The sequence below is a fragment of the Allobosea sp. 05T438 genome, assembly GCF_056396025.1.
In genome coordinates this window covers 80137-102284 of record NZ_JBFTKQ010000010.1, presented here as the reverse complement: position 1 = coordinate 102284, position 22148 = coordinate 80137, and the positions used below count along the sequence as shown (strand labels likewise).

At 65.0% G+C, this 22148-nt stretch carries 20 protein-coding genes and 1 pseudogene; 7 read left to right on the top strand and 14 right to left on the bottom strand.

Features of this window, described 5'->3' with window-relative positions:
- Nucleotides 1-26: 26 nt before the first annotated feature.
- Together AC1DIN_RS19500 and AC1DIN_RS19495 are read left to right on the top strand one after the other, a co-directional pair.
- Nucleotides 27-926 carry an NAD-dependent epimerase/dehydratase family protein gene (locus AC1DIN_RS19500; RefSeq protein ID WP_476810990.1) on the top strand — a complete coding sequence of 300 codons (900 nt, stop codon included), beginning with the start codon at nt 27-29 and terminating at the stop codon, nt 924-926.
- A gap of 3 nt (nt 927-929) precedes the next feature.
- Complete coding sequence (locus tag AC1DIN_RS19495) at nt 930-1760, top strand: sugar phosphate isomerase/epimerase family protein (protein WP_476810989.1); 831 nt, start codon at nt 930-932, stop codon at nt 1758-1760.
- 14 nt (nt 1761-1774) lie between these two features.
- Here the strand turns inward: AC1DIN_RS19495 and AC1DIN_RS19490 are convergent, their stop codons facing one another.
- From AC1DIN_RS19490 to AC1DIN_RS19480, 3 genes are read right to left on the bottom strand one after another with little or no spacing between them, the layout of a single operon-like run.
- Nucleotides 1775-2542 (bottom strand): SDR family oxidoreductase, encoded by a 768-nt coding sequence (locus tag AC1DIN_RS19490; RefSeq protein ID WP_476810988.1) that lies wholly within the window; start codon nt 2540-2542, stop codon nt 1775-1777.
- A gap of 12 nt (nt 2543-2554) precedes the next feature.
- The gene (locus AC1DIN_RS19485; protein WP_476810987.1) at nt 2555-3400 is read right to left on the bottom strand and encodes an SDR family NAD(P)-dependent oxidoreductase; all 846 of its coding nucleotides are present in this window, start codon (nt 3398-3400) and stop codon (nt 2555-2557) included.
- Nucleotides 3397-5103 carry an FAD-dependent oxidoreductase gene (locus AC1DIN_RS19480; RefSeq protein ID WP_476810986.1) on the bottom strand — a complete coding sequence of 569 codons (1707 nt, stop codon included), beginning with the start codon at nt 5101-5103 and terminating at the stop codon, nt 3397-3399. The genes AC1DIN_RS19485 and AC1DIN_RS19480 overlap by 4 nt, the downstream gene beginning before the upstream one ends.
- A 181-nt stretch (nt 5104-5284) precedes the next feature.
- Between AC1DIN_RS19480 and AC1DIN_RS19475 the strand changes: the two genes are divergently transcribed.
- Nucleotides 5285-6154 carry a helix-turn-helix domain-containing protein gene (locus AC1DIN_RS19475; protein WP_476810985.1) on the top strand — a complete coding sequence of 290 codons (870 nt, stop codon included), beginning with the start codon at nt 5285-5287 and terminating at the stop codon, nt 6152-6154.
- A 161-nt stretch (nt 6155-6315) separates the two neighbouring features.
- On the opposite strand, the gene AC1DIN_RS19470 is transcribed toward AC1DIN_RS19475, so the two are convergent.
- Nucleotides 6316-6948 carry an SGNH/GDSL hydrolase family protein gene (locus AC1DIN_RS19470; protein ID WP_441471880.1) on the bottom strand — a complete coding sequence of 211 codons (633 nt, stop codon included), beginning with the start codon at nt 6946-6948 and terminating at the stop codon, nt 6316-6318.
- A 378-nt stretch (nt 6949-7326) separates the two neighbouring features.
- Here AC1DIN_RS19470 and AC1DIN_RS19465 point away from each other — a divergent pair, with 378 nt between their 5' ends.
- Nucleotides 7327-7617: a hypothetical protein gene (locus tag AC1DIN_RS19465; protein ID WP_441471879.1), complete on the top strand. Its 291-nt coding sequence runs from the start codon at nt 7327-7329 to the stop codon at nt 7615-7617.
- 124 nt (nt 7618-7741) lie between these two features.
- Here AC1DIN_RS19465 and AC1DIN_RS19460 read toward each other — a convergent pair whose 3' ends face one another.
- The 4 genes from AC1DIN_RS19460 to AC1DIN_RS19445 all read right to left on the bottom strand — a co-directional run bounded on the left by AC1DIN_RS19460 (nt 7742) and on the right by AC1DIN_RS19445 (nt 10818).
- Complete coding sequence (locus tag AC1DIN_RS19460; protein WP_476810984.1) at nt 7742-9085, bottom strand: ATP-binding protein; 1344 nt, start codon at nt 9083-9085, stop codon at nt 7742-7744.
- Nucleotides 9082-9798: a response regulator gene (locus AC1DIN_RS19455; protein ID WP_476810983.1), complete on the bottom strand. Its 717-nt coding sequence runs from the start codon at nt 9796-9798 to the stop codon at nt 9082-9084. The genes AC1DIN_RS19460 and AC1DIN_RS19455 overlap by 4 nt, the downstream gene beginning before the upstream one ends.
- A 60-nt stretch (nt 9799-9858) precedes the next feature.
- Nucleotides 9859-10179 carry a hypothetical protein gene (locus tag AC1DIN_RS19450; RefSeq protein ID WP_441471876.1) on the bottom strand — a complete coding sequence of 107 codons (321 nt, stop codon included), beginning with the start codon at nt 10177-10179 and terminating at the stop codon, nt 9859-9861.
- Between the two features lie 282 nt (nt 10180-10461).
- The gene (locus AC1DIN_RS19445; protein WP_441471875.1) at nt 10462-10818 is read right to left on the bottom strand and encodes a putative quinol monooxygenase; all 357 of its coding nucleotides are present in this window, start codon (nt 10816-10818) and stop codon (nt 10462-10464) included.
- Nucleotides 10819-10929: 111 nt separating this feature from the next.
- Here AC1DIN_RS19445 and AC1DIN_RS19440 point away from each other — a divergent pair, with 111 nt between their 5' ends.
- Nucleotides 10930-11220, top strand: coding sequence for an ArsR/SmtB family transcription factor (locus tag AC1DIN_RS19440; protein ID WP_441471874.1), 291 nt, complete (start codon nt 10930-10932; stop codon nt 11218-11220).
- 165 nt (nt 11221-11385) lie between these two features.
- Here AC1DIN_RS19440 and AC1DIN_RS19435 read toward each other — a convergent pair whose 3' ends face one another.
- Complete coding sequence (locus tag AC1DIN_RS19435; RefSeq protein WP_476810982.1) at nt 11386-12915, bottom strand: MFS transporter; 1530 nt, start codon at nt 12913-12915, stop codon at nt 11386-11388.
- Nucleotides 12916-13079: 164 nt separating this feature from the next.
- Between AC1DIN_RS19435 and AC1DIN_RS19430 the strand changes: the two genes are divergently transcribed.
- A complete protein-coding gene (locus tag AC1DIN_RS19430; protein ID WP_476810981.1) occupies nt 13080-13934 on the top strand; it encodes a LysR family transcriptional regulator in 855 nt (284 codons plus the stop codon).
- Nucleotides 13935-14447: 513 nt separating this feature from the next.
- Here AC1DIN_RS19430 and AC1DIN_RS19425 read toward each other — a convergent pair.
- Both AC1DIN_RS19425 and AC1DIN_RS19420 read right to left on the bottom strand, forming a co-directional pair.
- Nucleotides 14448-14834 carry a type II toxin-antitoxin system VapC family toxin gene (locus AC1DIN_RS19425; RefSeq protein WP_476810980.1) on the bottom strand — a complete coding sequence of 129 codons (387 nt, stop codon included), beginning with the start codon at nt 14832-14834 and terminating at the stop codon, nt 14448-14450.
- Nucleotides 14831-15064: a type II toxin-antitoxin system Phd/YefM family antitoxin gene (locus AC1DIN_RS19420; protein ID WP_476810979.1), complete on the bottom strand. Its 234-nt coding sequence runs from the start codon at nt 15062-15064 to the stop codon at nt 14831-14833. Before AC1DIN_RS19420 ends, AC1DIN_RS19425 begins: the two co-directional genes overlap by 4 nt.
- Before the next feature lie 113 nt (nt 15065-15177).
- Here AC1DIN_RS19420 and AC1DIN_RS19415 point away from each other — a divergent pair.
- Nucleotides 15178-15312, top strand: a pseudogene (locus tag AC1DIN_RS19415) (IS3 family transposase); the annotation flags it as partial.
- 101 nt (nt 15313-15413) lie between these two features.
- On the opposite strand, the gene AC1DIN_RS19410 reads toward AC1DIN_RS19415, so the two are convergent.
- The 3 genes from AC1DIN_RS19410 to AC1DIN_RS19400 all read right to left on the bottom strand — a co-directional run bounded on the left by AC1DIN_RS19410 (nt 15414) and on the right by AC1DIN_RS19400 (nt 22147).
- Nucleotides 15414-17132: a DUF4236 domain-containing protein gene (locus AC1DIN_RS19410; RefSeq protein WP_476810978.1), complete on the bottom strand. Its 1719-nt coding sequence runs from the start codon at nt 17130-17132 to the stop codon at nt 15414-15416.
- Between the two features lie 43 nt (nt 17133-17175).
- Nucleotides 17176-18069, bottom strand: a complete 894-nt coding sequence (locus AC1DIN_RS19405) for a hypothetical protein (protein WP_476810977.1) — start codon at nt 18067-18069, stop codon at nt 17176-17178.
- Nucleotides 18070-18646: 577 nt separating this feature from the next.
- Nucleotides 18647-22147: an ATP-binding protein gene (locus AC1DIN_RS19400; RefSeq protein ID WP_476810976.1), complete on the bottom strand. Its 3501-nt coding sequence runs from the start codon at nt 22145-22147 to the stop codon at nt 18647-18649.
- Nucleotide 22148: the final 1 nt, after the last annotated feature.

The following is a 22148-nucleotide window of genomic DNA, read 5'->3' as shown; positions in this document are numbered from 1 at the left end:
GGCCGGCGACACGACGGGAGGTTCGATTGAAGGTTCTCATCACCGGCGGCGCCGGCTTCCTCGGCGCCTGGATCTGCCGGCGCCTGTCGTGTCGCGGCGACGCCATCCGAATCTTCGACAGGGCCGAGAACCGGGCGACCATCGCGGCTATCGCAGGTAGCGAGGCCGCCGCGGCCTGCGAATGGGTAACGGGCGATATCGTCGACGGCGAGGCTGTTGCGGCTGCTGCGCGCGGCTGCGACGCGATCATCCACCTTGCCGGCGTGCTGACGCTGGCCTGCAAGGAGAATCCGGTTCGTGGCGCTGAGATCAACCTGATCGGAACGCTCAACGTCTTCGAGGCAGCGCTCCGCCACGGCATCGGCAAGGTCGTCTACACCAGCAGCGCCGGTGCCTATGGGCCGCAGAGCGGCGAGCTTCCGGTACCCACCTCGCATTACGGGGCGTTCAAGCTCGCCTGCGAGGGCAGTGCGCGGGCCTATTTCGCGGACCACGGCCTCTCCAGCATCGGCTTCAGGCCCTATGTCGTCTACGGGCCGGGCAGGGACAGCGGCCTCAGCGCCGGGCCTTCCCTTGCCTGCCGGGCCGCGGCGCGTGGCGAACCCTATGTCTTTCCCTATGAAGGAATGGCGGGACTCGTCTATGCCGGCGATGTCGCTGCGGCCTATGACAGCGCGCTGCGCCACCAGGTCGCGGGAGCGCATGTCTTCAACATGATCGGCGAACAGGCCGCGCCGGAAGACGTGATCGCCGAACTGCTCAAGCTGGCCCCGGATTGCGACATCCGCCGTGGCGGCGCGCCGATGCCCTCGGCGCCGGAGATCGCGGAAGGTCCGTTGCGGGAGGTCCTCGCCGACGTGCCCTTCACATCGCTTCGGGAAGGCATCGCCCGAACCTTCGCCTTCTATCGCGACGGGAGCCTGTAGCAGATGCGGCTTGCTGCCCATACCTTCGGCTTCGTCTGGCAGGAGAGCGCCGAGGCCGCGCTGGAGGCCATCGCCTCGGCCGGCTTCCGTCATGTCCAGCTCATGGCCGCGCCGCCGCATTTCGATCCCTGGCGCGACGATGCCGCACGCACGGCGCGCTTGCGGGAATTGATCGCGCGATACGGTCTCGAGCTGCTGGCCGGCGATCTCGCGAGCAGCGACATCAATCTGGCGAGCGCTTCCACGGACGTAGTGAGTTTCTCGGTCGATGCCTATAAGCGGCTGATCGCGCGCTGCGCCGAGCTTGGGGCTGCTGCGGTCTGCGTCGGCTCCGGGCGACGGCATGCCCTGCTTGCCAAGGCGAACGACCGGGTGATGGAAAGCTTCCGCCCGGCCTTCCGCGAGATCGTCGCCGAGGCCCGGCGCCATGGTTTGTCCGTCGGGCTCGAAAACCATCCGCAGGGTCTGCTCGCCGGTGCAGGCACCATCCGCCGGTTCATCGAGGAGGAGGGCTATGGGGACGTCACGGCGATCTACGATGTCGCAAATGCTGTCGCGATCGGCGAGGACCCGATCGAAGGGCTGGCGACGCTCGCTCCCCATCTCAGCATCGTGCATCTTTCCGACAGCGAGGCCGGGCAGTGGCGGCACGACCCGATCGGCAGCGGGATCATCGATTTCGGCGCGATCGGGCGGGAGCTGCGACGGCACAGCTATAAGGGGGCGGTTGCGCTGGAAATCCTCTCGGAGAAGCCGCTGAAGGGCCTCCTCGACGGCGCGCGCAAGCTCGTTGCGGATGGATGGCGTTTCGAAGAGCCGCTGCCCCGGTTGTGAAAACCCAAAGCGGCTCAGCCGGACGATGCGTCGCCGGCATCGGAAAAGGCCTGCCAGCCGCCATCGACGCTGAGGATCGCGCCGGTGACATAGGAGGCCGCCGGCGAGCACAGGAACCAGCCGGCCTCGGCGATCTCCTCGGGCTCTGCGAGGCGGCCCATCGGGATGCGGCGCTCCAGCTTTGCCCGGTCGATGCGGCCGGCGGCCTCCAGCGTCCTGACCAGCGCCGTTCCGACATAACCGGGCGCGAGCGCGTTGACCCGGATGCCAAGGCCGGCCCATTCGCAGGCGAGGTTCTTCGTGATCTGGGCAATGCCTGCCTTGGCGGCGCCGTAGGCATTGCGGCGCGGCAGGCCGCCGAGCCCGGCGATCGAGCTGATGTTCAGGATCGCGCCGCCGCGATCCGCCATCACGCGCGCGACTTCCCGCGACATCAGGAAGGTGCCGTTGAGATGGACTCTTAGCACCCGCTCGAAATGGCCGATATCCTGTTCGAGCGTCGGCAGATGCGTGTCCCCGATGCCGGCGTTGTTGACGAGAATGTCGATGCCGCCCAGCGCGGAGGCTGCTGCCGTCACAGTGGCGCGGACGGAAGCCTCGTCGGAGACGTCGCAGGCAAGCGTGATGTGCCCGGCTTCGAGCTCCGCCGCGCGGGCCGCGGCTCGCTCGCCCGCGATATCGACGAGCGCGACGCGGCAGCCGGCAGAGGCGAAGCGGCGGGCCAGCGCCCAGCCGATGCCGTCGGCTGCGCCGGTGATGATCGCGGCGGGTTCCTTGGCCATGATCGGTCTCCGTCAGCCTGCCGTCGCGCCGCCGGGCGTATGGCCCGGCCGCGGGATCAGGCTCATCAATCCGCGCGTGAAGCCGCCATCGACCGTGATCTCCTCGCCATTGACGTAAGCTGCCTGGTCGCTCGCCAGGAACAGCACGGCATCGGCGATGTCCTCGGGCTGCCCGATCCGTCCCTGCGGCACGGCCGCCTCACGTCGGCGCTTCAAGGCCGGGTCGGCGTAGAAGTTCTGGCTCATCGGCGTCAGCACGAGGCCCGGGCTGACGACGTTGCTGCGGATGCCCTGAGGCCCCCATTCGAGCGCGATCTGCCGCGACAGCATGACGATGCCGGCCTTGCTGACGCTGTAGGCGCCGCTAAAGCCTTGCGCATGCGTCCCCGCGACCGAGGCGATGTGGACCACGGAGCCGCCACCGTTCAGACGCATCTGGCGTGCGAAGGCCTGGGCGCAGAGAAAGTAGCCGGTCAGGTTGACCGCGAGCACAGCATTCCATTCCGCCAGGCTCAGGGTTTCCAATGCGCCGGGCCGCAGCAATGCGGCATTGTTGACCAGCACCCGGCAAGGGCCGAATTGCGTCCGGCAGGCCTCGGCCGCGGACTCGATGCTAGCAAGGTCCGAGACGTCGCAGGCGAAGACGGCGCCTCCCGCTCCGATCTGCCGGATGGCGGCAAGCGTCGCTTCGGCCGCAGCCGGTGAACGATCCAGCATCGCGATCCGCGCGCCCGCCCCGGCGAGGGCGAGGGCGATCGCACGGCCGAGCCCGCCGCCGGCGCCGGTGACGACGCAGACGGAATCCTTCAAGCCCGGCATGGCCATGGCGTCGTTGCCCATCGTCTTCACCCCGCTCATGGTTCGCGGCCGGCAAGGTGACAGCCGGCCAGATAGCCGAAGGTCATGATCGGGCCCAGCGTGATCCCCGCGCCGGGATAGCTGCCGCCCATCATGCTCGCCCTGTCATTGCCGACGGCGTAAAGGCCCTCGATAGGCTCGCCGCCGGCCGTGAGCACGCGCCCGACGACATCGGTCGAGAGCCCGTCGAAAGTGCCGAGGTCGCCCATCACCAGCTTCAACGCGTAGAATGGAGCTTTCCGGATCGGCGCGACCGTCGGATTCGGCTTGTGCTCGGGGTCGCCGAGGAAACGGTTGAACGCGCTGCGCCCGCGACCGAAAGCGGGGTCCTCGCCGAGTTCGGCATGGCGGTTGAAGCGCTCGACGGTCGCCTCTAGCCCCACCGCGTCGATGCCGGCAGCCTTTGCGAGTTCCGCCAGCGTACCGCCGCGCTTGAGATAGCCGCTGCGAACATAGCGGCCAGTCGGGACCGGCACGGGCTTGGCGAAGCCGAGGCCGTATTTGCGGATCGCGACATGATCGCAGATCAGCCAGGCCTCCGTCGCCCCACCCTGCGCATTGTCGGCGATCATGGCGGCGCCGACGTCATGATAGGACTCCGACTCGTTGGTGAAGCGCCGCCCGGCGCGGTTCACCGCGATCACGCCCGGCTTGTAGCGATCCACGAGGTGCGGAAAGACGCCGATGCGCCCCTTGGCCAGCGGTACTTCCGAAACGGGCATCCAGGCGGCAGCGTTGGGATAGCGGATCTCGCAACGCCCGCCCGCGGTTTCCGCCAACCGGATACCGTCCCCGGTGTTGCCGGCCGGGGTGGGCGAGACATGGCGGCCGCCGCGGGCGACATGGGGATAGGCCACGGCCAGCCGCGCCGCATCGTGCGGAAAGCCGCCGCAGGCGAGCACCACCGCACGGCGCGCGCGGATGCGCTTCCTCTCCCCTCCCGAAGAAAAGCGAGCGCCGACGACGCGTCCGCCCTCGACGATGAGCCCTTCCGCCGGCATCTCGGTCAGGATCGGAATACCGAGATCGAAGGCCGTTCTGGCCAGGCGCGCCGCCAGCGCGTTGCCGCTGGTCACCTGCACGCCGCGCCGGTACTGCGCGAGATCCTTGATATGGGAGGCGAGGCGGCGCGCGACATAGAGGGCCGAGGTCAGAGAGCGCGTCGCCCGGAAGAAGTGCTTCAAATCCTCGTTGGAGGAGTTGAACATCATGCCGATGAACGTGATCGTCTCAAGCGGCGGGCGCAGCCGCCCAAGCTCCTTGCCGAGGCCGCGTGCATCATAGGGCATGGCCGTCAGCGACCGTCCCTTCGGCACGCCGCCCGGCGCATCCGGGTGATAGTCCGGGTAGTTCGACAGCAGGAAGCGGACCTCGGTCTCGCGCTCGAAGAAGTCGATCATGCGCGGACCCGTGTCGAGGAAGGCCTCGACGACGTCCTCGGCGTAAGAGTTCCCGGCCTCCTGCCGCAGATAGGTGCGGGCCGCCTCGCGGGAGTCGGACAGGCCCGCCTTCGCCGCGTGAGCGTTGCCGGGGATCCAGAGCACGCCGCCGGAATAGGCCATCGTGCCGCCGAAGTACCGATCTTTTTCCGCGACGATGACGTCCAGGCCGTGAATGCGGGCGGTCACCGCGGTTGATAATCCGCCCGCGCCGGCTCCAATCACCAGCACGTCGCATTCCGCGTCTTGAGCAGTCATGCCCATCTCCTTTCGGCGCGGACAAGCAGCCAATTGGGGCTTTTGGTCCGGTCAGCTAGCGCTTCCTCCTCCCGACGAGCTGCGGGAGCTTGCTGCGAAAGGCTAGATCGTCGGCGAGGAAGAGCAATGGACGCAGAACGAAACTATTTGTACTTTTCCCGCGACTGATCCCGAGCCGCGAGACGCTGTGACCGCCGAACTGATCGAGCGCTACAGGCTGTATGGCGAGCCGGTCAGGCACGTCGAGCCGCGCTTCATCCATGTGGAGCCCATCCGCGAGCGCAGCGGCTACCATCAATGGAAGATTGCGCCCCACGCTCATCGCGAGCTGCATCAACTCCTGCTCGTCTCCGCGGGTGGGGGCACGATGATAAGCGAAGGCCAGTGCTTCGCGGTTAAGATGCCGGCAGTCCTCGTTATTCCGGCCGAGACCGTGCATGGCTTCGATTTTGCTCCCGGCACGGATGGCTGGGTTATCTCGATCGCGCTGACGGCTCTTCCCGCATCCGCGAGCTCCGATCGCTTGATCTCGACGCTCTTGGATCAGTCGCGCTGCGTCGGCCCCATCGATGGCGAGGCCACTCGGGAGATAGGCCGGTGCTTCCAATCGCTATCCAACGAGCTCACCTGGGGCGGGGCCGCGCGCAACCTTGCGATCGAAGGGGAGATTCTCAGGCTGCTGGTCTCGTTCACCCGTGCAGCCCTGGCGACCGACGTGGCGGCCGCGTCGCTGTCCGACGCAGAATCCAGCTTGCTGAGCCGCTTTCGCGCGCTCGTGGAAGCGCACTTTGCCGACCATCTCCCTGTCGCCGCTTACGCGCGCAAGCTGGGGGTCTCCGAAGACCGTCTGCTGATGGTCTGTCGAAAGCGCTTCGATGCTCCACCACTTCAGATCATCCATCGGCGCATCATGGTCGAAGCCCAGCGCTGGTTGCTGTACAGCTCGACGCCAGTCGGACAAATCGCCGAGGCGCTCGGCTTTCGAGACGCCGGCTATTTCTCGCGGTTTTTCACAAAGCGATTGGGTATCAGCCCGCGCGGGCTACGCGGCGATTGAGCAAGCGCCCAGAGCGCGTCAGGTCAAGGCGCCTCATCCGCATCCACCAGCACTGATCGTCGGACCCTCCATGCGCGTTGCTCGGCCAGGGCCCCGATCACTTGGACGGCGAGGACCGGCGACTGCATCCCCGCGGTGCCAGAAGGCGCTGCGGGCCAAGCTCAGGGAAGAGCCGGAATACCGAGGCCGCGGCATATCTCCGCCTCCCGGTCCCGCACGAAACGTGCATAGTTTCGCAGATGGACGCCGTCGCTGAATGCCGAGCGCGGCTCCGGGATCTGCGCCACCCCGGCAAACAAGTCGAGATACAGGCAACCTTTCGGTTCGCAGGACTGAGCCAGCATGGCGGAATAGCGGGTCGCTGCCGCCCGCGGGAACAACGCTTCCTCCTTGCTCGCGACCGGGGGGATCGCGATCAGGGCATGGCGGCCGCTCCAGCTTGCCAGTCTCTGTTTGAGGGCGACGAGCGTTGTTCGGAAGCCGCTTTCCGCTTCAGCGGACTGCGGATTCCGCTTCGCCCAGATATCGTTCGTACCGACGGAAAGCAGCACGGCCTGTGCTTTGCGCGGTGGCGTAATCTTGCGCGCCAGATCGAGGACATCGCTCACGGTCGCGCCGGAAACACCGGCATTCACTACCGGAAAACCGCAAAGGCTCGGCAGATAGAGTCTTTCGGCATGGGAGTCGCCCAGCACCATAATATAGGGCCCCTCGACCTGGTCGAGCTGGGTCTGAATGGTCTTCAGGCGGACCTGCTGGAAGCCTTCGAAGGCGCGTGGGGCGCGGATGTCCACAAGCCAGCCATGGCCAATCCAGCCAGCGGCGAGCGCAAGCAGAAGCGCGGGAACGGCGGTCCCGATCAGCGCCTGCCGGCTTATCGCGCGGCCGGTCGATCGCGGCCGGAGAACAAAGGCAACGATGGCGCTCATAGGACGCGTGCCAGGGAGGCGAGCGAGCCAACGAAAGCGATCATCCGTCCCGCAACGGAAACGTGCCTCTCTCTGACGGTCGCGCCTTCGCCAACGTTCTGAGGCTCGTGCAGGGAAGCGGGCCTCGTCGGCGGCAAAGCGGCGAAGGCGACAGGCGGTCTGCGAGGGCGAGCGGCTGCGCGGGGCGGCTTCTGCGCGCGGGCTTCGTGGGCCTTCGCTTTGGCGATGAGAGGGTGGTCGTCGATGGCCGGTGCCTTCGGGATGATGAACTCGCCTGCGATCGACGAAACCAGCCCGGCATGCATGTCGAGCGCAGCCAGCTCCGCTCGCTCAGGACAAGCGAGGGGATCGGCGAAATGGACGGTCGCTGGCGCGCTGTTCGGAAGCCTGTCGATGATCTTTCCGGACGGGCTCAATTGCAGGGTTGCAGGACTGGGCTGCGGCGATGCCGGCGCTTCGGGGCCAAAGGAGGCGGCGAAGCCGATCAGGGATGTTAAAGCGACGGCTGACAATATCAGCGCGGTCAGTCTGTGAGGATAGCTGGCAAGTGCGACCATATGTGTCCCGTTCGGTTCCTCGGGACTATCGCGGGGCGTTCGGGCGAAATGCCGGCGCCAATGTTGCCGAATGTTTCGCGGGCGTTGAAAGTTGTAAGCGCTCAGGCGTTCGCGGAAGCAGGGGGCGACTGCCTCGGCAAGCTGATGCGCACCAGCAGGCCACGCGGGTGATTGTCGTGTAAGGTCAGCTTGCCGTCATGCCCGGCCGCGATCGACTGGGCGATGGCGAGGCCGAGGCCGAACCCCTCCGAATCGATCCGCCCCCGCGCTTCGTCGCCGCGCATGAAGGGCTCCAGAAGCCGCGATCGATCGACTTCCGGAATACCCGGGCCGTCGTCGGCCACCTCGATCAGGAGGAGCCCGGCTTCCTCGCGGAGGCGGACGATCACGTCGTTGCCATAGCGCACCGCGTTTTCGACGAGATTGGTGACGGCGCGCTCCAGTTGCTGTGCGTCTCCGATTGTGACCGCCCGCCGCGGCCCCTCATAGCGTGTTGCCTTGCCCATATCGCTGAACTCGTCCGCGACGGTCTGGAGCAAGCTTGAAAGGTCGAAAGCGCCACGCTTTTCGCGGCGGCTGGCACCGCGCAGATAGGAAAGCGCGCCCTGCACCATGGTGTCCATGTGCTCCAGATCGCGCGTGAACTGGCCGCGCAGGACATCATCCTCGATGAACTCCACGCGCAAACGCATGCGTGTGATCGGCGTCCTCAGATCGTGGCTGATCGCCGCCAGCATGCGCGTGCGGTCCGCGAACAACGCATGGATACGATCTCTCAATCTGTTGAGGGCGCGAGCGGCCGTGCGAACCTCGATCGGCCCCTCCTCACGCAGCGGCGACGGATCACGGTCGATCGAGAATTCTTCCGCAGCCGAGGCAAATCGCGCGAGCGGCGCAGTGATGCCCCGGGAGGCCCAGAGGGTCAGTGCGCCGATATTGAGCCCGACAAGGATGATCGTGACGAGTACCAGCATGGAGAAGGGGCGCGGTGGCGGCGCTCCCATGGCACCGGCGATGATCTCGACATCGAGCCCTGTGCGGTCGGGAAGCTGGATCGAAAAGCCTCGCGGTGGCCTGTCTCCTTCCGTCGCCGGGTTCAGCCATGCCGTGAAGCCGCTTCCCAGGCGCGGCGCCATTCCGTCGGCGTCCATAGGGCGCGGTGCCGATCGCGACGGATCAAATCCTTTGTCGGACAACGCAAAACGGAAGCGCTCGTCGGCCCTGTTCGCCGCCTCCACGATCAGCTGCCGTTGTTGCGGCGGCGCCGCCGCCACGAGTTTCGCGATGGCCGCAATACCCTCGAATGCAGGCGGGCCCGGTCTGTCGCGCGGTGCCTGCCACACCAGCACGCCCGCGAGAATGAGATAGATCAAGCCGATCACGCCAACGACAAGCAGCGCGATCTGGCTTCCGATCCGGGCAGGCAGGCGGAACGGGTGGGTCATTGCCGCTCGACGGACGGAGTGAAGAGATATCCGCCCGAGCGGATCGTCTTGATCAGTTCGGGCTCGCGCGGCTCACGTTCGATCTTCTGACGAAGGCGGCTGATCAGGATATCGATGCTGCGCTCGAACGGGGCAGCCGTCCGGCCCTGCGTCAGATCGAGCAGGACATCGCGCGAGAGCACGCGCCCGGGTCGCTCGCAGAATGCCCGCAGCAAATCGAACTCAGCGCCGGTCACGGCGACCCGGACATTGTCCGGGTTCGTCAGCTCGCGGTTGTTCGCATTCAGCGTCCAACCCACAAAGGCAAAGGCGCCGGGAGGCTCGTTCGGATCGGCCTGTCCGCCGCCTTGTCGTCGCATCACCGCCCTGATGCGCGCCAGCAACTCCCGCGGGTTAAAGGGCTTGCCGAGGTAGTCGTCTGCCCCCATTTCGAGACCGATGATCCTGTCCACATCCTCGCTGCGGGCGGTCAGCATGATGATCGGAATCTGCGTCGTCAGGCGCAGCCGTCGGCAGATCGACAGTCCGTCTTCGCCGGGCAGATTGAGATCGAGCACAATCAGGTCGAACCTGCCCTCCCGCAAGATCCGGTCCATTTCTCGCCCGTCGCGCGCCGCTGAAGTCCGCATGCTGTTCTGCGACAGGTAGCGTGCCACGAGGGCGCTGATCTCGCGGTCGTCTTCGACGATCAGGATATGCGCCGATACGCTCACTTCATCATCCCATGCTTCAACCGGCGCGAGGATATCGGACCCGCGGTTCCCGCGCAGCCGTCATCGTGTTCCGGGCTGATAGGTGACGTCACGACATCTGATCGTGCCGTTCGCGGTGATCCGAACTGCTCCGATGCCTCGCTCTCGCCCCGTCACCGGGTCGCGATAGACCATGCGACGGCAGGCCGAAGCGCTGTCGACGATGCCTGGATCGAGGACGCGCAGCAGCAGGGCGATAATCCATACAGCACCGATCGCCGACGCGGCGATCCGCTGGGCGCGCATCACAGCAGAGCCCGGCTTTGATGATGAATTGGTACCCGACATGGATGTTCCGACGATATCTATGATCGTCGGATAGACCGTCTTTGTTTCGGCCATGCCGGACAGATGTTGCTGGGACGTTTCCGCTTGTATCCAAATGCATCTTGGAACCCGACACTCCGGTGAGCTGCGGTGTGTCGGGTATTTCCCGCGTTCACCCGGGCTGAACCTGGTGCGGCTTTCGGAAAGGAAATCAGCCGGTCACGATTGGCTAGCCGCGCGACCTCGGGTTCATCGCGCCGGACCGCGCACCCCGCAGCCCGGTGCGCCCTGCACCTATGTGACGATACTCGCCTTCCTGTCGCAATTCGGTTTCGTTGCCCTCGCCGGGACGCGAGACTACAGACGCGTCGGATAACGACTCGCCATACGAAGCCAGCGAATCTGCAAGTCTCCCTCGAGATAGCGCGTGCGATCGGCCAGGAAGGCGGCGATGTAGGGCTGCTTCAGATGGGCCGCCAGCGCTTCGCGGCTGCTCCAGACCTCGTAGAAGGCAAAAAGGTCGGGGTCGTTACGATCGCGGTGCACATGATAGGCCAGCGCTCCCGTCTCAAGGCGGGTTGGCGCAACCAGCGACAGCAGATGCGTTTCGAGGGCATCCGCTTCTCCGGGCTTCGCCCTCGCAGTCCCCATCAGGGCGTAAGGTCCGGTTTCATCCGCATCGGGCAGCGGTAGATCAACAGCGGATTGAGACATCGCCTCTCCTTATGGTAAGTCTTTGATCGTACCTTATCGAATTTATGGTAAGGCTCAAGCCTTACCTGGGGATGGAGGGCAAGATTGCCGGACGGAGAAGGACATCCGGAAGTGGCCGAGATCTCATTTGGTCCGGTCCTGGCGGCACTCGCCGATCCGCTGCGCCGTCGCGTGGTGGCGGAGCTCGCGCGCGCTCCCGAAGGCACGCAGAGAACCTGCGCGTCGTTCGGCTTTGCGGTCAGCAAGGCTTCACTGACACACCATTTTCGCGTCTTGCGTGAAGCGGGCCTGATCCGGCAGGTAAATCGGGGCAATAGCCGCGCGGCCACATTGCGCCGGGCCGAACTGGACAGGCTTTTCCCTCATCTTCTCGATCTGGTCGCGGCCGAGCAGGCCTCATGAAATCGCGCGGCTCTTTATCGCGGCCCGCCTCGTGGCCTTCGCGGGCTCGATTCTCTTCGCCGGGCCCTCGGTGCGGACGCGGCTTGAGCGCGCCCAACAGCACGGCATAACGCTGTCCAGCGGTATGCCGCATCGTCCACGAGCGTCTGCCAGAATTTCCGGATGTCAGGCCGTACAATCTCGGGAGAGCTTTCTGGCTTGGGCAAACACCATCAAGCTCACTGCTGCGAGCAGCCACGCGCACAAGCCGCCATAGAGCATGACCCGTCCGAAGCCGTCGGTTAGGGCCTGGCGGACGATGGTGTCGGATATGCCCTGTCCCGACGAGCCTGCGGTCCCGGCAGCAATTCTTTCGGCGAGCGAGCGCAGAGCAGACGGGTCCGCGTCGAGCGGCAGGTTCGTTCTGAGCGAAGACAGCACACCTTCGACCAGAATAAAGCCCATGATGGGAATGTTGATGGCGAGCGAGATCATCCGTGCGCTCATGTCGATGCCGGAGGCCATGCCGGAGCGGGCAGGGGGAACCGATCCCGTTGTCGTGTTGGTGACCGGCGTATTGGTCAGGCCAAGGCCGGCACCTGCCAGGATGCAGCCCGGCAGCATCGTCAACCAGTTCGCGCTCGCGGCCGCGCTGCCGAACTTCATCAGAATGAAGCCGAGCCCGATGGTGAACAGGCCGGCGGGAATCACGAGGCGGGGCTGGTAGCGTAGCGACAAGCGCTCGGCCAGCGGCGGCACGACCAGGGCCGGCAGCGTATAGGCGAGCAGCCCGAGACCGGCGGCGACGCTGTCATAGCCAAGGCCCGCCTGGAACCAAATCGGCAAATAGATCATGAACGGCCAGAAGCTCATGTTCATCGCGGCCGAGCCGACGATCGCACCGGAAAACGGCCGGATGCGGAACACCGAGAAGTCAACCATCGGCCTCGGGCTAAGCTTTTCCGCGATGACGAAGGCGATGGAGCTCGCGAAGGACACGCCGAGAATTGAAAKCGCTGTCAGGCTGGCAAAGCCGAGTACCGGTCCCTGGGTGATGAAAAATGCGAGGCAAAATACGGCGGCCGACAATGTGACGATGCCGACGAAGTCGAGACGGATCGCGTCCGGGTCGCGTGATTCTCGTACGCCGCTGGCTGCCAGCAAAACCGTCATGATGCAGAGGACTGCATGGACGAGGAACACCCATTCCCAGCTCCAGAGCGCGACGATGACGCCGCCGATGATCGGACCGAACCCCAGCCCCACACCGGAGACGATGCCCCACCAGCCGAAGGCCATGCCACGCTCGGTGGGCGTGCGGAACTGGTGCGACAGGATGGCGATCTGGCACACCAGCATCGCCCCGCCGCTCAAGCCCTGAAGGAAACGGGCGCCGATCAGCACCGCGACGCTCGTCGTGACCCCGCAGGCGAGCGATGCCATGCCAAAGGCGACGATGCTGGCGATGAACACGCGTTTGCGCCCGAAGCGGTCGGCGAGCGCGCCCGCAGCCATCAGCACCATCGTCACGCCGATCGTATAGGCGTTCATGATCCACTGAAGCTGCCGGAAATCCGCGTGGAGCACCTGCTCCAGCGTCGGCAGGATCGCCGGGACGCTGGAGATCTCCAGTCCGAACATCAGGGCAGACAGGCAAACGGCGGCGAGCGCGACAGCACTTCGGCTACCGGTTGGTGCGGATACGGCGACAGTCATGGTTCAGTCTTTCGATGTCGGGGGCGCAACGGCGAAGCCGGTCATGACATAAGGCGCATGTGCTTCGGTTCGCGCGTTGCGGAGTCGAGGCAAGCTAGCGAAACCTTGACCATGCCAAAACTGGATGGTTGTATATTTCAGAGACAACATATCCGGATCATTAAATGGCCGCGCTCGACGTGGACGCCGTCCAGGCGTTCGTCACCATCGCCGATCTCCATAGCTTCACCCGGGCCGCCGAGGCGCTCGGGACGACGCAGGGGGCCATCAGCGTGAAGCTCAAGCGACTGGAAGACCGGCTCGGCCAACGCCTCATCGAACGCACGCCCCGCTCGGTACGCCTGTCCGCGCAAGGGGCAGTGTTCCTCGTGGGCGCGCGCGACTTCCTCGCGGCTCACGACCGTGCCATGGCGGGTCTTGTTGCGGGGCGCCGCCGCTTCGGTCTCGGCATCGCCGCCCATGTGGCCGGGCCGGAGGTTCCGACCCTTCTGGCCCGGCTCAACGCCCATGATCCCGGCCTGACCATTGAAGTGCGGATGGACAATTCGCGCGTGCTGCTGGACGCTTTCGATCGCGGCGAACTGGACGCCGCCATCATTCGGCGCGAGGACGACCGGCGCGACGGCGAGGTGCTGGGGCTGGAGCATTTCGGCTGGTTCGCGGCCCCGGGATTCGAGCATCGTCAGGGCGAGCCTTTGCGGCTGGCCGCGCTCTCGCCCGCCTGCGGTGTGCGCGACATCGCCGCCCGTGCGCTGGACACCGCTTCCATACCCTGGACGGAGGTCTTCCTTGGCGGCACGTCATCCATGGTGACGGCAGCCGTCTCCGCCGGCCTTGCCATCGCGGCCTTTTCCTGTCGTCTCGTCCCGCCCGGTACGATCGAGGTCAGCCAGCGCTTTGGCCTGCCTCCACTTCCCTCTACCGAGATCGTGATGTTCTCCACGCTCACCGATGCGAAATCCCGTGAGGCCCTCCGTGCGCTGGCTGCCGGGTTCCGGGAGCACCGTCCGGGCGCGTGAGAGAGGAAGCCAAAGAGGACCTTCGTCCTCTTCCACGATACCAGGCATGCTAGCTGGTGGAATTTTCGACCAGGGGACGAGAACTGCCGGAGGTTGCATCGCTGCGTTCCTGCGACTGGTAACCCATTGGGGTCATTCGCAAGTCGTGCTTCAAACTGAAGAAATCACTTGTTCCCGAGTCAACTACCCAGCTAACTCATTGCAATCGTTCAACTGACTTACATTCATATCCGAGTCTAAATCAGCTATTTCCGAGTCTGCCTTCCGAATCCGACGCTATATCCGAGTCGGCATTCGGCTCGGGCTACACTCAAGAATTTACGCAATCCCGAGCTCACAACCTGAACCTCACCCAGCTGCGAAAGATCACTACCACAGTCGAACCTGTGGCTCGGGCGGAATCTCAGGCAGCTTGATGGAGCTCGGCAATACGAGCCTTGTATATGGCTACGGCCGGTCCATCGCAGTGGCCTCGTGAATCATGGCCATTCGGATTACCGTGTGGAGGACTCGCTACCACAGGCGTTTGAGGGCGAAGCCATCGAATAGCGCTTMGTTCGAAATCAGCACCATGTCCTCGGATTGAGCCTGGGCAATCAGGAAGCGGTCGAACGGGTCCTTGTGTGCAATGTTCATCTCACCGGCTCGCAGGGCATGGAGGACGGTGATCGCCAGCTCGACAAAGCCTTGATCGGCGATGATCGCCTCAAAGTCCTGCGCTAGCGGCGCGGCGTCAGGAAGTTTCCCTATTCGGAATTTGGTGGCAATCTCCATGGCTGAGGCGGCACTGACGGCGATGCTGTTGCCCTCGTCCTCGATGGCCTCGCGAGCCCGACTGCTCAGCGCCTCGTCACCCGCAAGCCACCAAATCAGAGCATGGGTATCGAGTAGCAGCCTCAAGTGAGATTCCATCCCACGAGTTCGTCCTCTGGCAACGGCTCGTCAAAGCGCGCATCGACGGCAATCTTTCCTTTGAGTGCCCCAAAGCGCCGCTTGCCGCGTGACGCGACCGGCACCAAGCGTACTACTGGCACGTTACCACGAGCGATGACGACGTCTCCGCCCTCAAGTGCGTCTGCGATCAGTTTGGATAGATTGGTCTTCGCATCGTGAACCGAAAACTGGGCCATGAGCACTCTCCTTAGCTAAGGATATAGCTAAGGGCCCCGCGCCAAGCAAGAACCGTGCTGTTGCCACCACTAGCGGCTGCACACGCCCCCCACACGATAATCCGGATAGCCTGAACCATTCGGACACGGGATCTCAATACGTCAGCATTCGATACAGCGAGCGCCTTGCCGAGGCCGGTATCGAACCCTCCGTCGGCAGCGTCGGTGACTCTTATGACAACGCTCGCGCCGAGACGATCAACGGACTCAAAGAGCCGAATTGATCCGCACCGATTTCTCACTCTTCGTCCGGGGTTCTTAAGTAGCGTGAAGCACCATCTCCAACGAGCGACGGTCCCGCAATGAACCACTACCGTTGCTGCAGCAAGCTGACGTGTGTCCAACCCCAGGCGGCAGTGTCGCCAATCTTGATCCAACTGCCGCGCTTTTCGAAGACTGTGACCGTAGTCCCGATCGGTACGACCTTGACCGATGCGGCGGCTCGATCGGGGCCGGCTCGGACGTTCGCGGTCTGCTTAACCACCATCTTCTCGATCACGCTCGGTGCTGCTGAAGCAAGAGCGGGTGCCGAAACTGATATCGGCGCTGGTAGCACGGCCGACGGAATTGGAGCGACCTGGGGCGGCGCGGATACGGGCGTCGAACTGGTGCTTGGCCGTTCGGCGCTCACTATCGATATAGCCGGAGTCGACGAGATCGCGGCCATGGGAGCAGAAGTCAGCTTCGGCCGCGCAAGGTTGGAGATCGGGCCGTAGGCAATCAGTCCGGCAAGCAGCGCCGGGATCGCAATCACCTCGTAGGCGCCGAGCACCTTTGGCAAGGCCGGCAGCAATGCGCTGGGATCCTTCTGGAGCCCCTCACTTGCACTCGCTGGACCAACGACCGATTTCGAGTTCTTTGCCTGCCGCCGAAGGGCATCCTGGAAGCTGGCGATCGCATTTCCGAATGCGAGTGCGGAGCCACAGTGGCTGGCGTGGTAAGCTTCTTCGACCCCGTTCCTGGTCCTGAACCTGATCTCTCCATAGAGGGCGATCGGGATCTGAAAGTTCTCTGAAAACCGGCGGTCGGGCGATCCGTCCTTGTTCGACCTGTGCCAGGCGTGCCCGACAATCTCGGCGTCGGGAGGGACCGTTTCGCGCTCGATGAACCGGCAGCCATAAGTCTCGACGGTGAGGTCACGAAGGTCGATGAGGGCGTAGTCGCTGCTCGCCTTGTCCCTGATGAGCATGAAGCCCGGGAAGATGTCGAGATCGCCACCGTTGGCGTTTTCAAAACGGTGCCCGCCACCAGATGTTGCGACGATGCCGTCGACAACTGTCCTCAAGCCGACAGGCGTGCGCGTGATGGATTCGTGAGCGGCTGATCGGGTGCTGAAGCGATCGACGGCAACGGACGATGTGACGTCCCAGAGTTTCGCGGTCTGCGAGAGCCGATCGAACGTCTTCCTCACCTCCGCCCATGCCGACCAGGTCTGGTCGTCGAGATCGATCTCGACCTTGATCTCTGTCGCCATAATCGCCGCGGCGACCTTCAAGGCTTCCTCTTCCGCTTCCTCGAAAGCAGCGCGTGCCGCCGGGATCGAGGACTTCATCACAACGCGAAGCGGCAACTGTTCGCGGCGTCGCAGTTTCCGCCAGGCGCGACGTCGATCTGCAACCGCCTCGGTGAGATCCCCCTGGAGCAAGGCCTTCTGATGCGCAGCATCGTTGATCAGCTTCTTGAGGCCCTCGAGGTCGGGACTGGTCAGGCTTGCCACCTCGGCGCTTTTGATCTCCCCGACCAACGGCCCTGGCTGCGACTCAGAGCCTGGATGCATCGGCTCGGGTGGCGCCGGTGGCTCCAGGTAGATTTCAGCGGGGCGCGCCGAGCGTTTGGCGGGGCGAGGCGAACTTAGATTGTGAGTGTAGGAAATGCCGGTGCCGGGCAGGCCCATGGTCAAGCGACTGCCACGCGGGCCGATGTTGATCATAGCTCCCGGCACGCCGGCGCTCACGCTCACGCCGCTGAGGCTAAAGTTCAGCCTGACGCCCGGGAAGAGACGAACGGAACGCCGAAACCTGAATCCCATGAGGCGCCCTTTCCGCCGTCCCGATCTGCCCGCGGCAACCGAGCTAGAGGGTTGGGGAGTTTCTGGAACTCTCGGCGGGCTTCGAAGGCGCCTGCTGCTCCTTCAGGTTCTTACCAATGAGGTCGCCGCGCGACCGGATGACGTAAGCCGTGACGACGTCACGGACGCGGTCCTCCGCGATCTTTCGGACCAGCGAGCGATCGGACGGCCCACCTGCCTCGTTCTCCACCAGCTCGGTAGTGACCTTCACCAGCGCATCGACGTCGTTTTGGCAGAAGATCATGGCCGCCTTCGCGACGACCTCCGCCTTCTCATCGGTCAGGAGCATAGTCGCGCCTTCCTTGCCGATGCAGGCAAGCGTCTTTGCCCGGATAAGGTCTCGGGTCCTCTCCAGGAGTTCCGTCCTTTCGGCCCGAGCTGCCTTCGCCCGGGTTTCAGCTTCGATCCGCTGAGCCTCTGCATGTGCTGCGGCTGCCTCGCGCTCGGCCTTCTCTTTCTCCAGCCTGGCCTGCCGCTCGGCGCGTTCCCGCTCCTCATTGGCCTGCCGCTCAGCTGTCCTGCGCTCAGCGTCCGCTCGGGAGGTTGCGATCTGGCTGGCCAAGCGCACGCGCACGGCTCGCTCCAGGTCGGTGAGATAGGGGCCGGTGTAGAACCCTTGGCCGCCAAAGCCGTAGATGGCGTCGTGGGTCGAAATCATCACTGAAATCGACTGCGAGCAAGTCGACAACGCGCGATTGATAAGGGGCTGAAAGCTATCGTATGCGACCGCGCCGTCAAATCCGTCGTCGCGGCGGACAACCGCGGCTATGCAATCAGTGGCCGCACGAACATAAGGGACGTGCTGCTTTCGCTTTTGTGCTTCTGACTGCGCCGGCGACTGTCCCAGGGTCGGCAAAGCCGATGCCGCCAATACACCTAGCACGAGAAACGTACGCATAGCCCTTCCCCCAAAACGTGTGTGTTTTACCAATCCTTAACTCCTGGTCGAGTCAGACCTTCGGCCTCGGTTAAGATGCAGATTGTGCCGTGATTGCGGAGCGGGAGAGTGCCTCTTGGGATATAAGTGACTTCCTCAAAACTTGAACCCACCTGGCGACACCAGCGATTCCGATAATTTACATTATGGAACAAAGGAAAATACCGGGCATCTCGGCGATCTCGGTCCTGAAATAGCCTGCCAGCGCGAGCGCGTGGATCTTCTCCGCTTTGGTTTTCATATCTTCCAAAGCCGGAAAAGCGGTCTCGCGGTTGTGCTTCATACACAGACCTAAGCCATTAGAATCCGCGACGATCACGGACCCAGGCGAAGCGATGGTCAATCGCTAAAATCTGGAGGGTGACGATCTGCTCGCTTCTCCGTAGAAGGAGCCGATTTTCGAGGCGCCTAGTCGGCCCTCGATCGAACGAGCGATCTGGGGCTTAGGTAGGGTCTAAGCGGCGGGGCGCGACTCGCCCTCGATGCGCCAGAAGCCGACCTTGACGTTTTGCCTGAAAGCAGACGTTGTCGAGGGGCGTCAGGCTATCAAACGCGGTGCTTCTGGCGCGTCCAGCCTGTGCAAACGGACTGTTGGGCAGACCCGCTGAGCAATCTCGCAAAGGTGCTGATGGTGTGTCAGGTAGATGACCTGACCATTCCGCGCCATATCCGCGAACAGCCGGAACGCTTCCTCGGCGCGAAAATCGTCGAACGTCTCCATGATGTCGTCGGCCACGAACGGCACGGTGCGGCGCGCCTTTGCGAATTCATGGTATCCGGCGACGCGCAGCGCGAGATAGAGCTGGAAGCGCGTGCCCTTCGACAGCTCGTCCGCGGCTTTCGAGCCGCCGCCAGCAGCAAGGGCGATCAGCGTCTCGCCATCCTTCCCGGGCTGCGCCGCAAGGCCGGAATAGGCGCCCCGACTGATTGTCCTGAACGCGGCCGAGGCCTGCTCCATCATCGAGCTGCGATGGCGCTCCCGATAGATCGAAAGCGCCTGTTCCGCCGCGGCGATGCCGGCGCGCAATTGCAGATAGCGCAGCGCTCCGTCCTCGATCTCCAGCAAGGTCGTGCGGCGACGTTCTTCGATCTCGGCGACCCTGGCATCGCCGCCAATGGCCTCGACCTGATCGATCGCCGTCGCGCGGGCTGCGAAGAGCTCGTGGCAGCGCTGGTCCTGATCCTCGAACCGCACCTTCAGCTCGTTCCATTCGGCCTCCAGCGCCGGCCGGACCACGCTGTCGAGCGCCGCCTCGGCACTGGCGAGGTCGTCGCTGCGCAGCGCCTCGCAGATGTCGCGCTCGGCTTCGCCCGCCCGCTCCAGCAGCGCCCGGCGCTGCGCGATCCGATCTAGCGCTTCGGCGACATTGGCCAGCGAGCTCGCGTCGAAAAAGGCGATCATCCGCTCCGTTTGGCCGGCATGGATCCTATGCTTCTCGACCAGCTTGCGCTGCCGATCCGCCGCGGTCCCCAGTTGGGCGGATAGTTGCGTGCGACGGTCCTCGCTGGCGCCGGCCTGCCGGACCCTGTCGACGATCTCCCGGATGCTGTCGAGCACCGGCATCTCGCGCGGAATGCCCAGAGCCTGCGCGAGAACCGCGACCTCTTCTCGAAACGCCGCCTGGTCCTTCTCCATCTTGTCGATGCGGTCGACGAGGCCCGCGCGCTTCTCCAGCGTCGGCGCGAGATCGGCCATCGCGGTCAGGATCTCGCGCACGACGCCGAGGGCGGGGACCGAACCCGCCTCCGCCAGCCAGCAACTGCGACAGGTCGCGGACCAGGCCTCGACCCACTCCCGCTCCTTCGTCACCGCCTGTTCCGCCGTGCGCTCGCGCATCGCCACATCGCGCTGCCGGTCCGCCAGCTCTGCGTAGAGCCGCCGCAACTGCGCCTCGTTCTCCAGGCCGGCCTGGGCTTCCGCGAGCAGGGTGCCGACATCGGCGTCCTCCACAGCGGAGAGCCCTGCTCGCGCCAGCGCGGCCGAAAGTTGAGCCCGCGCCTCGCGGATGTCCGCCTGCGCTGCATCCAGATCCCGTTCGGCGGCCCGCACTGCCTCCCGCGCCTCCAGGGCCCGGTCTCGACGCGACAGCCAATCCTCAAGTTCCGGCAAGGGCGGCACCGGGGACCAGGACGGCGCCATGACACGCACAGCTTGCGCGACCTCAGCGTCGATGCCGTCGAGAGCGGCCGCGGCGTTCGCGGCCAGCTCCTCCGCGCGGGCGAGATCGGCCTGCGCGACGGCCAAGGCCTGCCCGCTCTGATGCAGCCTCGCCAGCTCGGACATATGCGAGAGACGCCCGCCGCCGACGAGGTCGTCATGGCGCAGGGCCGCCTCGAAGATGTCTGCCGAGGTTGTATCGAGCTCGCGCCGATGCACCGCCCAGGCCTGTTCGCGCCGGGCGCGGATCTCGGCCGCCTCCCGGTCGGTCACGATGCCGGTCGTCGCGGCAAGGCCCGCCCGCTCAGCCTCGACATGCCGCATCTGGGTCGTCAGCCGCTCGATCTCCCGCCGGTGCTGGGTCAGCAGGGTTTCGCTCTCGCCCCGGGACGCTTTCCAGCGCCGCAGCATGTCCGGTCTGGGGATCGTCATGCCGGCGAGCTGATCGACCGTGCCCTGCCAGGGGCGCAGCGCCGGCACGCGCTCGTCGAGGATCTCCTGCGCCGCCGCCCGCGCCCGCTCGGCGAGGCGCGAGCGCACCTGATGATCGGCCGACCGCAAGGCCTCGACCGTGGCCGCCAGCGCCGCGATCGCGCGCGCTCGATCCTGGGAAGCGGGCTCGGCCCGATCCGCCTTCGGCAGCTTGGCCGCGGTCTCCGCGAGACGTCGTCGGGTCTCGGCGAGTTCTTCGCCGGCATTGCGCAGGGCGGCATCGAGGCCCGACCTCGCTTCGATCAGCTCGCGCAGCCGGCCGGTCGTCGCGGCGGTCAAGACGAGACGCTGCGGCTCGGCCTCCCCGTCGCGTTCGATCCGCTGCAGGATGCCGGAAACCTGCAGATCGAGCTGGCGCAATTGCAATCTGCGTTCGGGGAGGTCCCTCTCCGCCGTGATGTAGCGTGCCCGCAGCTCGGTCAATCGCTCCAGCCCCTCCGCTTGCCGAAGAGCGGCCTCGTCGATGACGATCGCCCGGATCTCGTGGCGCAACCGCTCGATCTCTTCGCGGCTAGCTTGGCTCTGGACGCCGAGCGCGATCTCTTCCTTCTGCAGCGCCGGCAGTTCGGCCGCCCAGCCGGGCGGGGCTTCCGGCAAACCGGCGAGGGGCGCGAGGCGCTCGCGATCGGCCCGCAGCGCGACGAGCCGGGGCAATGCCGCAAGATGACGCTGAATCTCGTCCATGCGGGCCTGGAGGCGCGCGCGCTCTCCGACCGCTTCGTCATATTGGCCGGTGGCACGGTCCCGCGTCTCGATCAGGCGCGCATAGTCCGACGCCAGCGTGTCGAACTGCTCGCGCTCGGCCTTCAGCCCCGCGAGCCGTGCCTTGAGCTCCGCGAGCAAGCCGCTGCGAGCCCGGAACTTGTAGAACCTCTCCGTCTCGGCCCGCAGATCGAAAAGCTTGTGGCTGAGATGGGCGAGGCCGGCGCTGGCCGAGAACAGCAATTGCCCGAGATCGCCCTTGCTCGCCAGGATGCTCTCGCCGCCCTTCTCTAGGGTCTCGTCATCGAGCGAGAACATGGTGCGATAAGCGTCGCGCTCGATCCCGCCAATCTCCGCGCGGATGGCGCTTTCGGGCAGCGGACGATCCTCGGCATCGAGCAGGCTGTTCTGCGGTCGCTTGATGCGCGCGAATTCCCGCGTCTCACCATCGAACTCCAGCGCCGCGCCGATCCGCATCGTGGAATAGGGATGCAGGAAGTCGAAGGCGCTTTGCGGTCCCATGCCGAACAGGAGATCGAGAAAAGCCAAGAAGGTCGTCGACTTGCCGGCCTCGTTCGGCCCGTAGATCACATGCAGATCCGGCTCGCCGTCGCGTCGCGCGCCGAAATCGATGCTGTGATCGGTGAACTTGCCGTAGCGCGTCAGGTCGAGGCGGCAAAGGCGCATG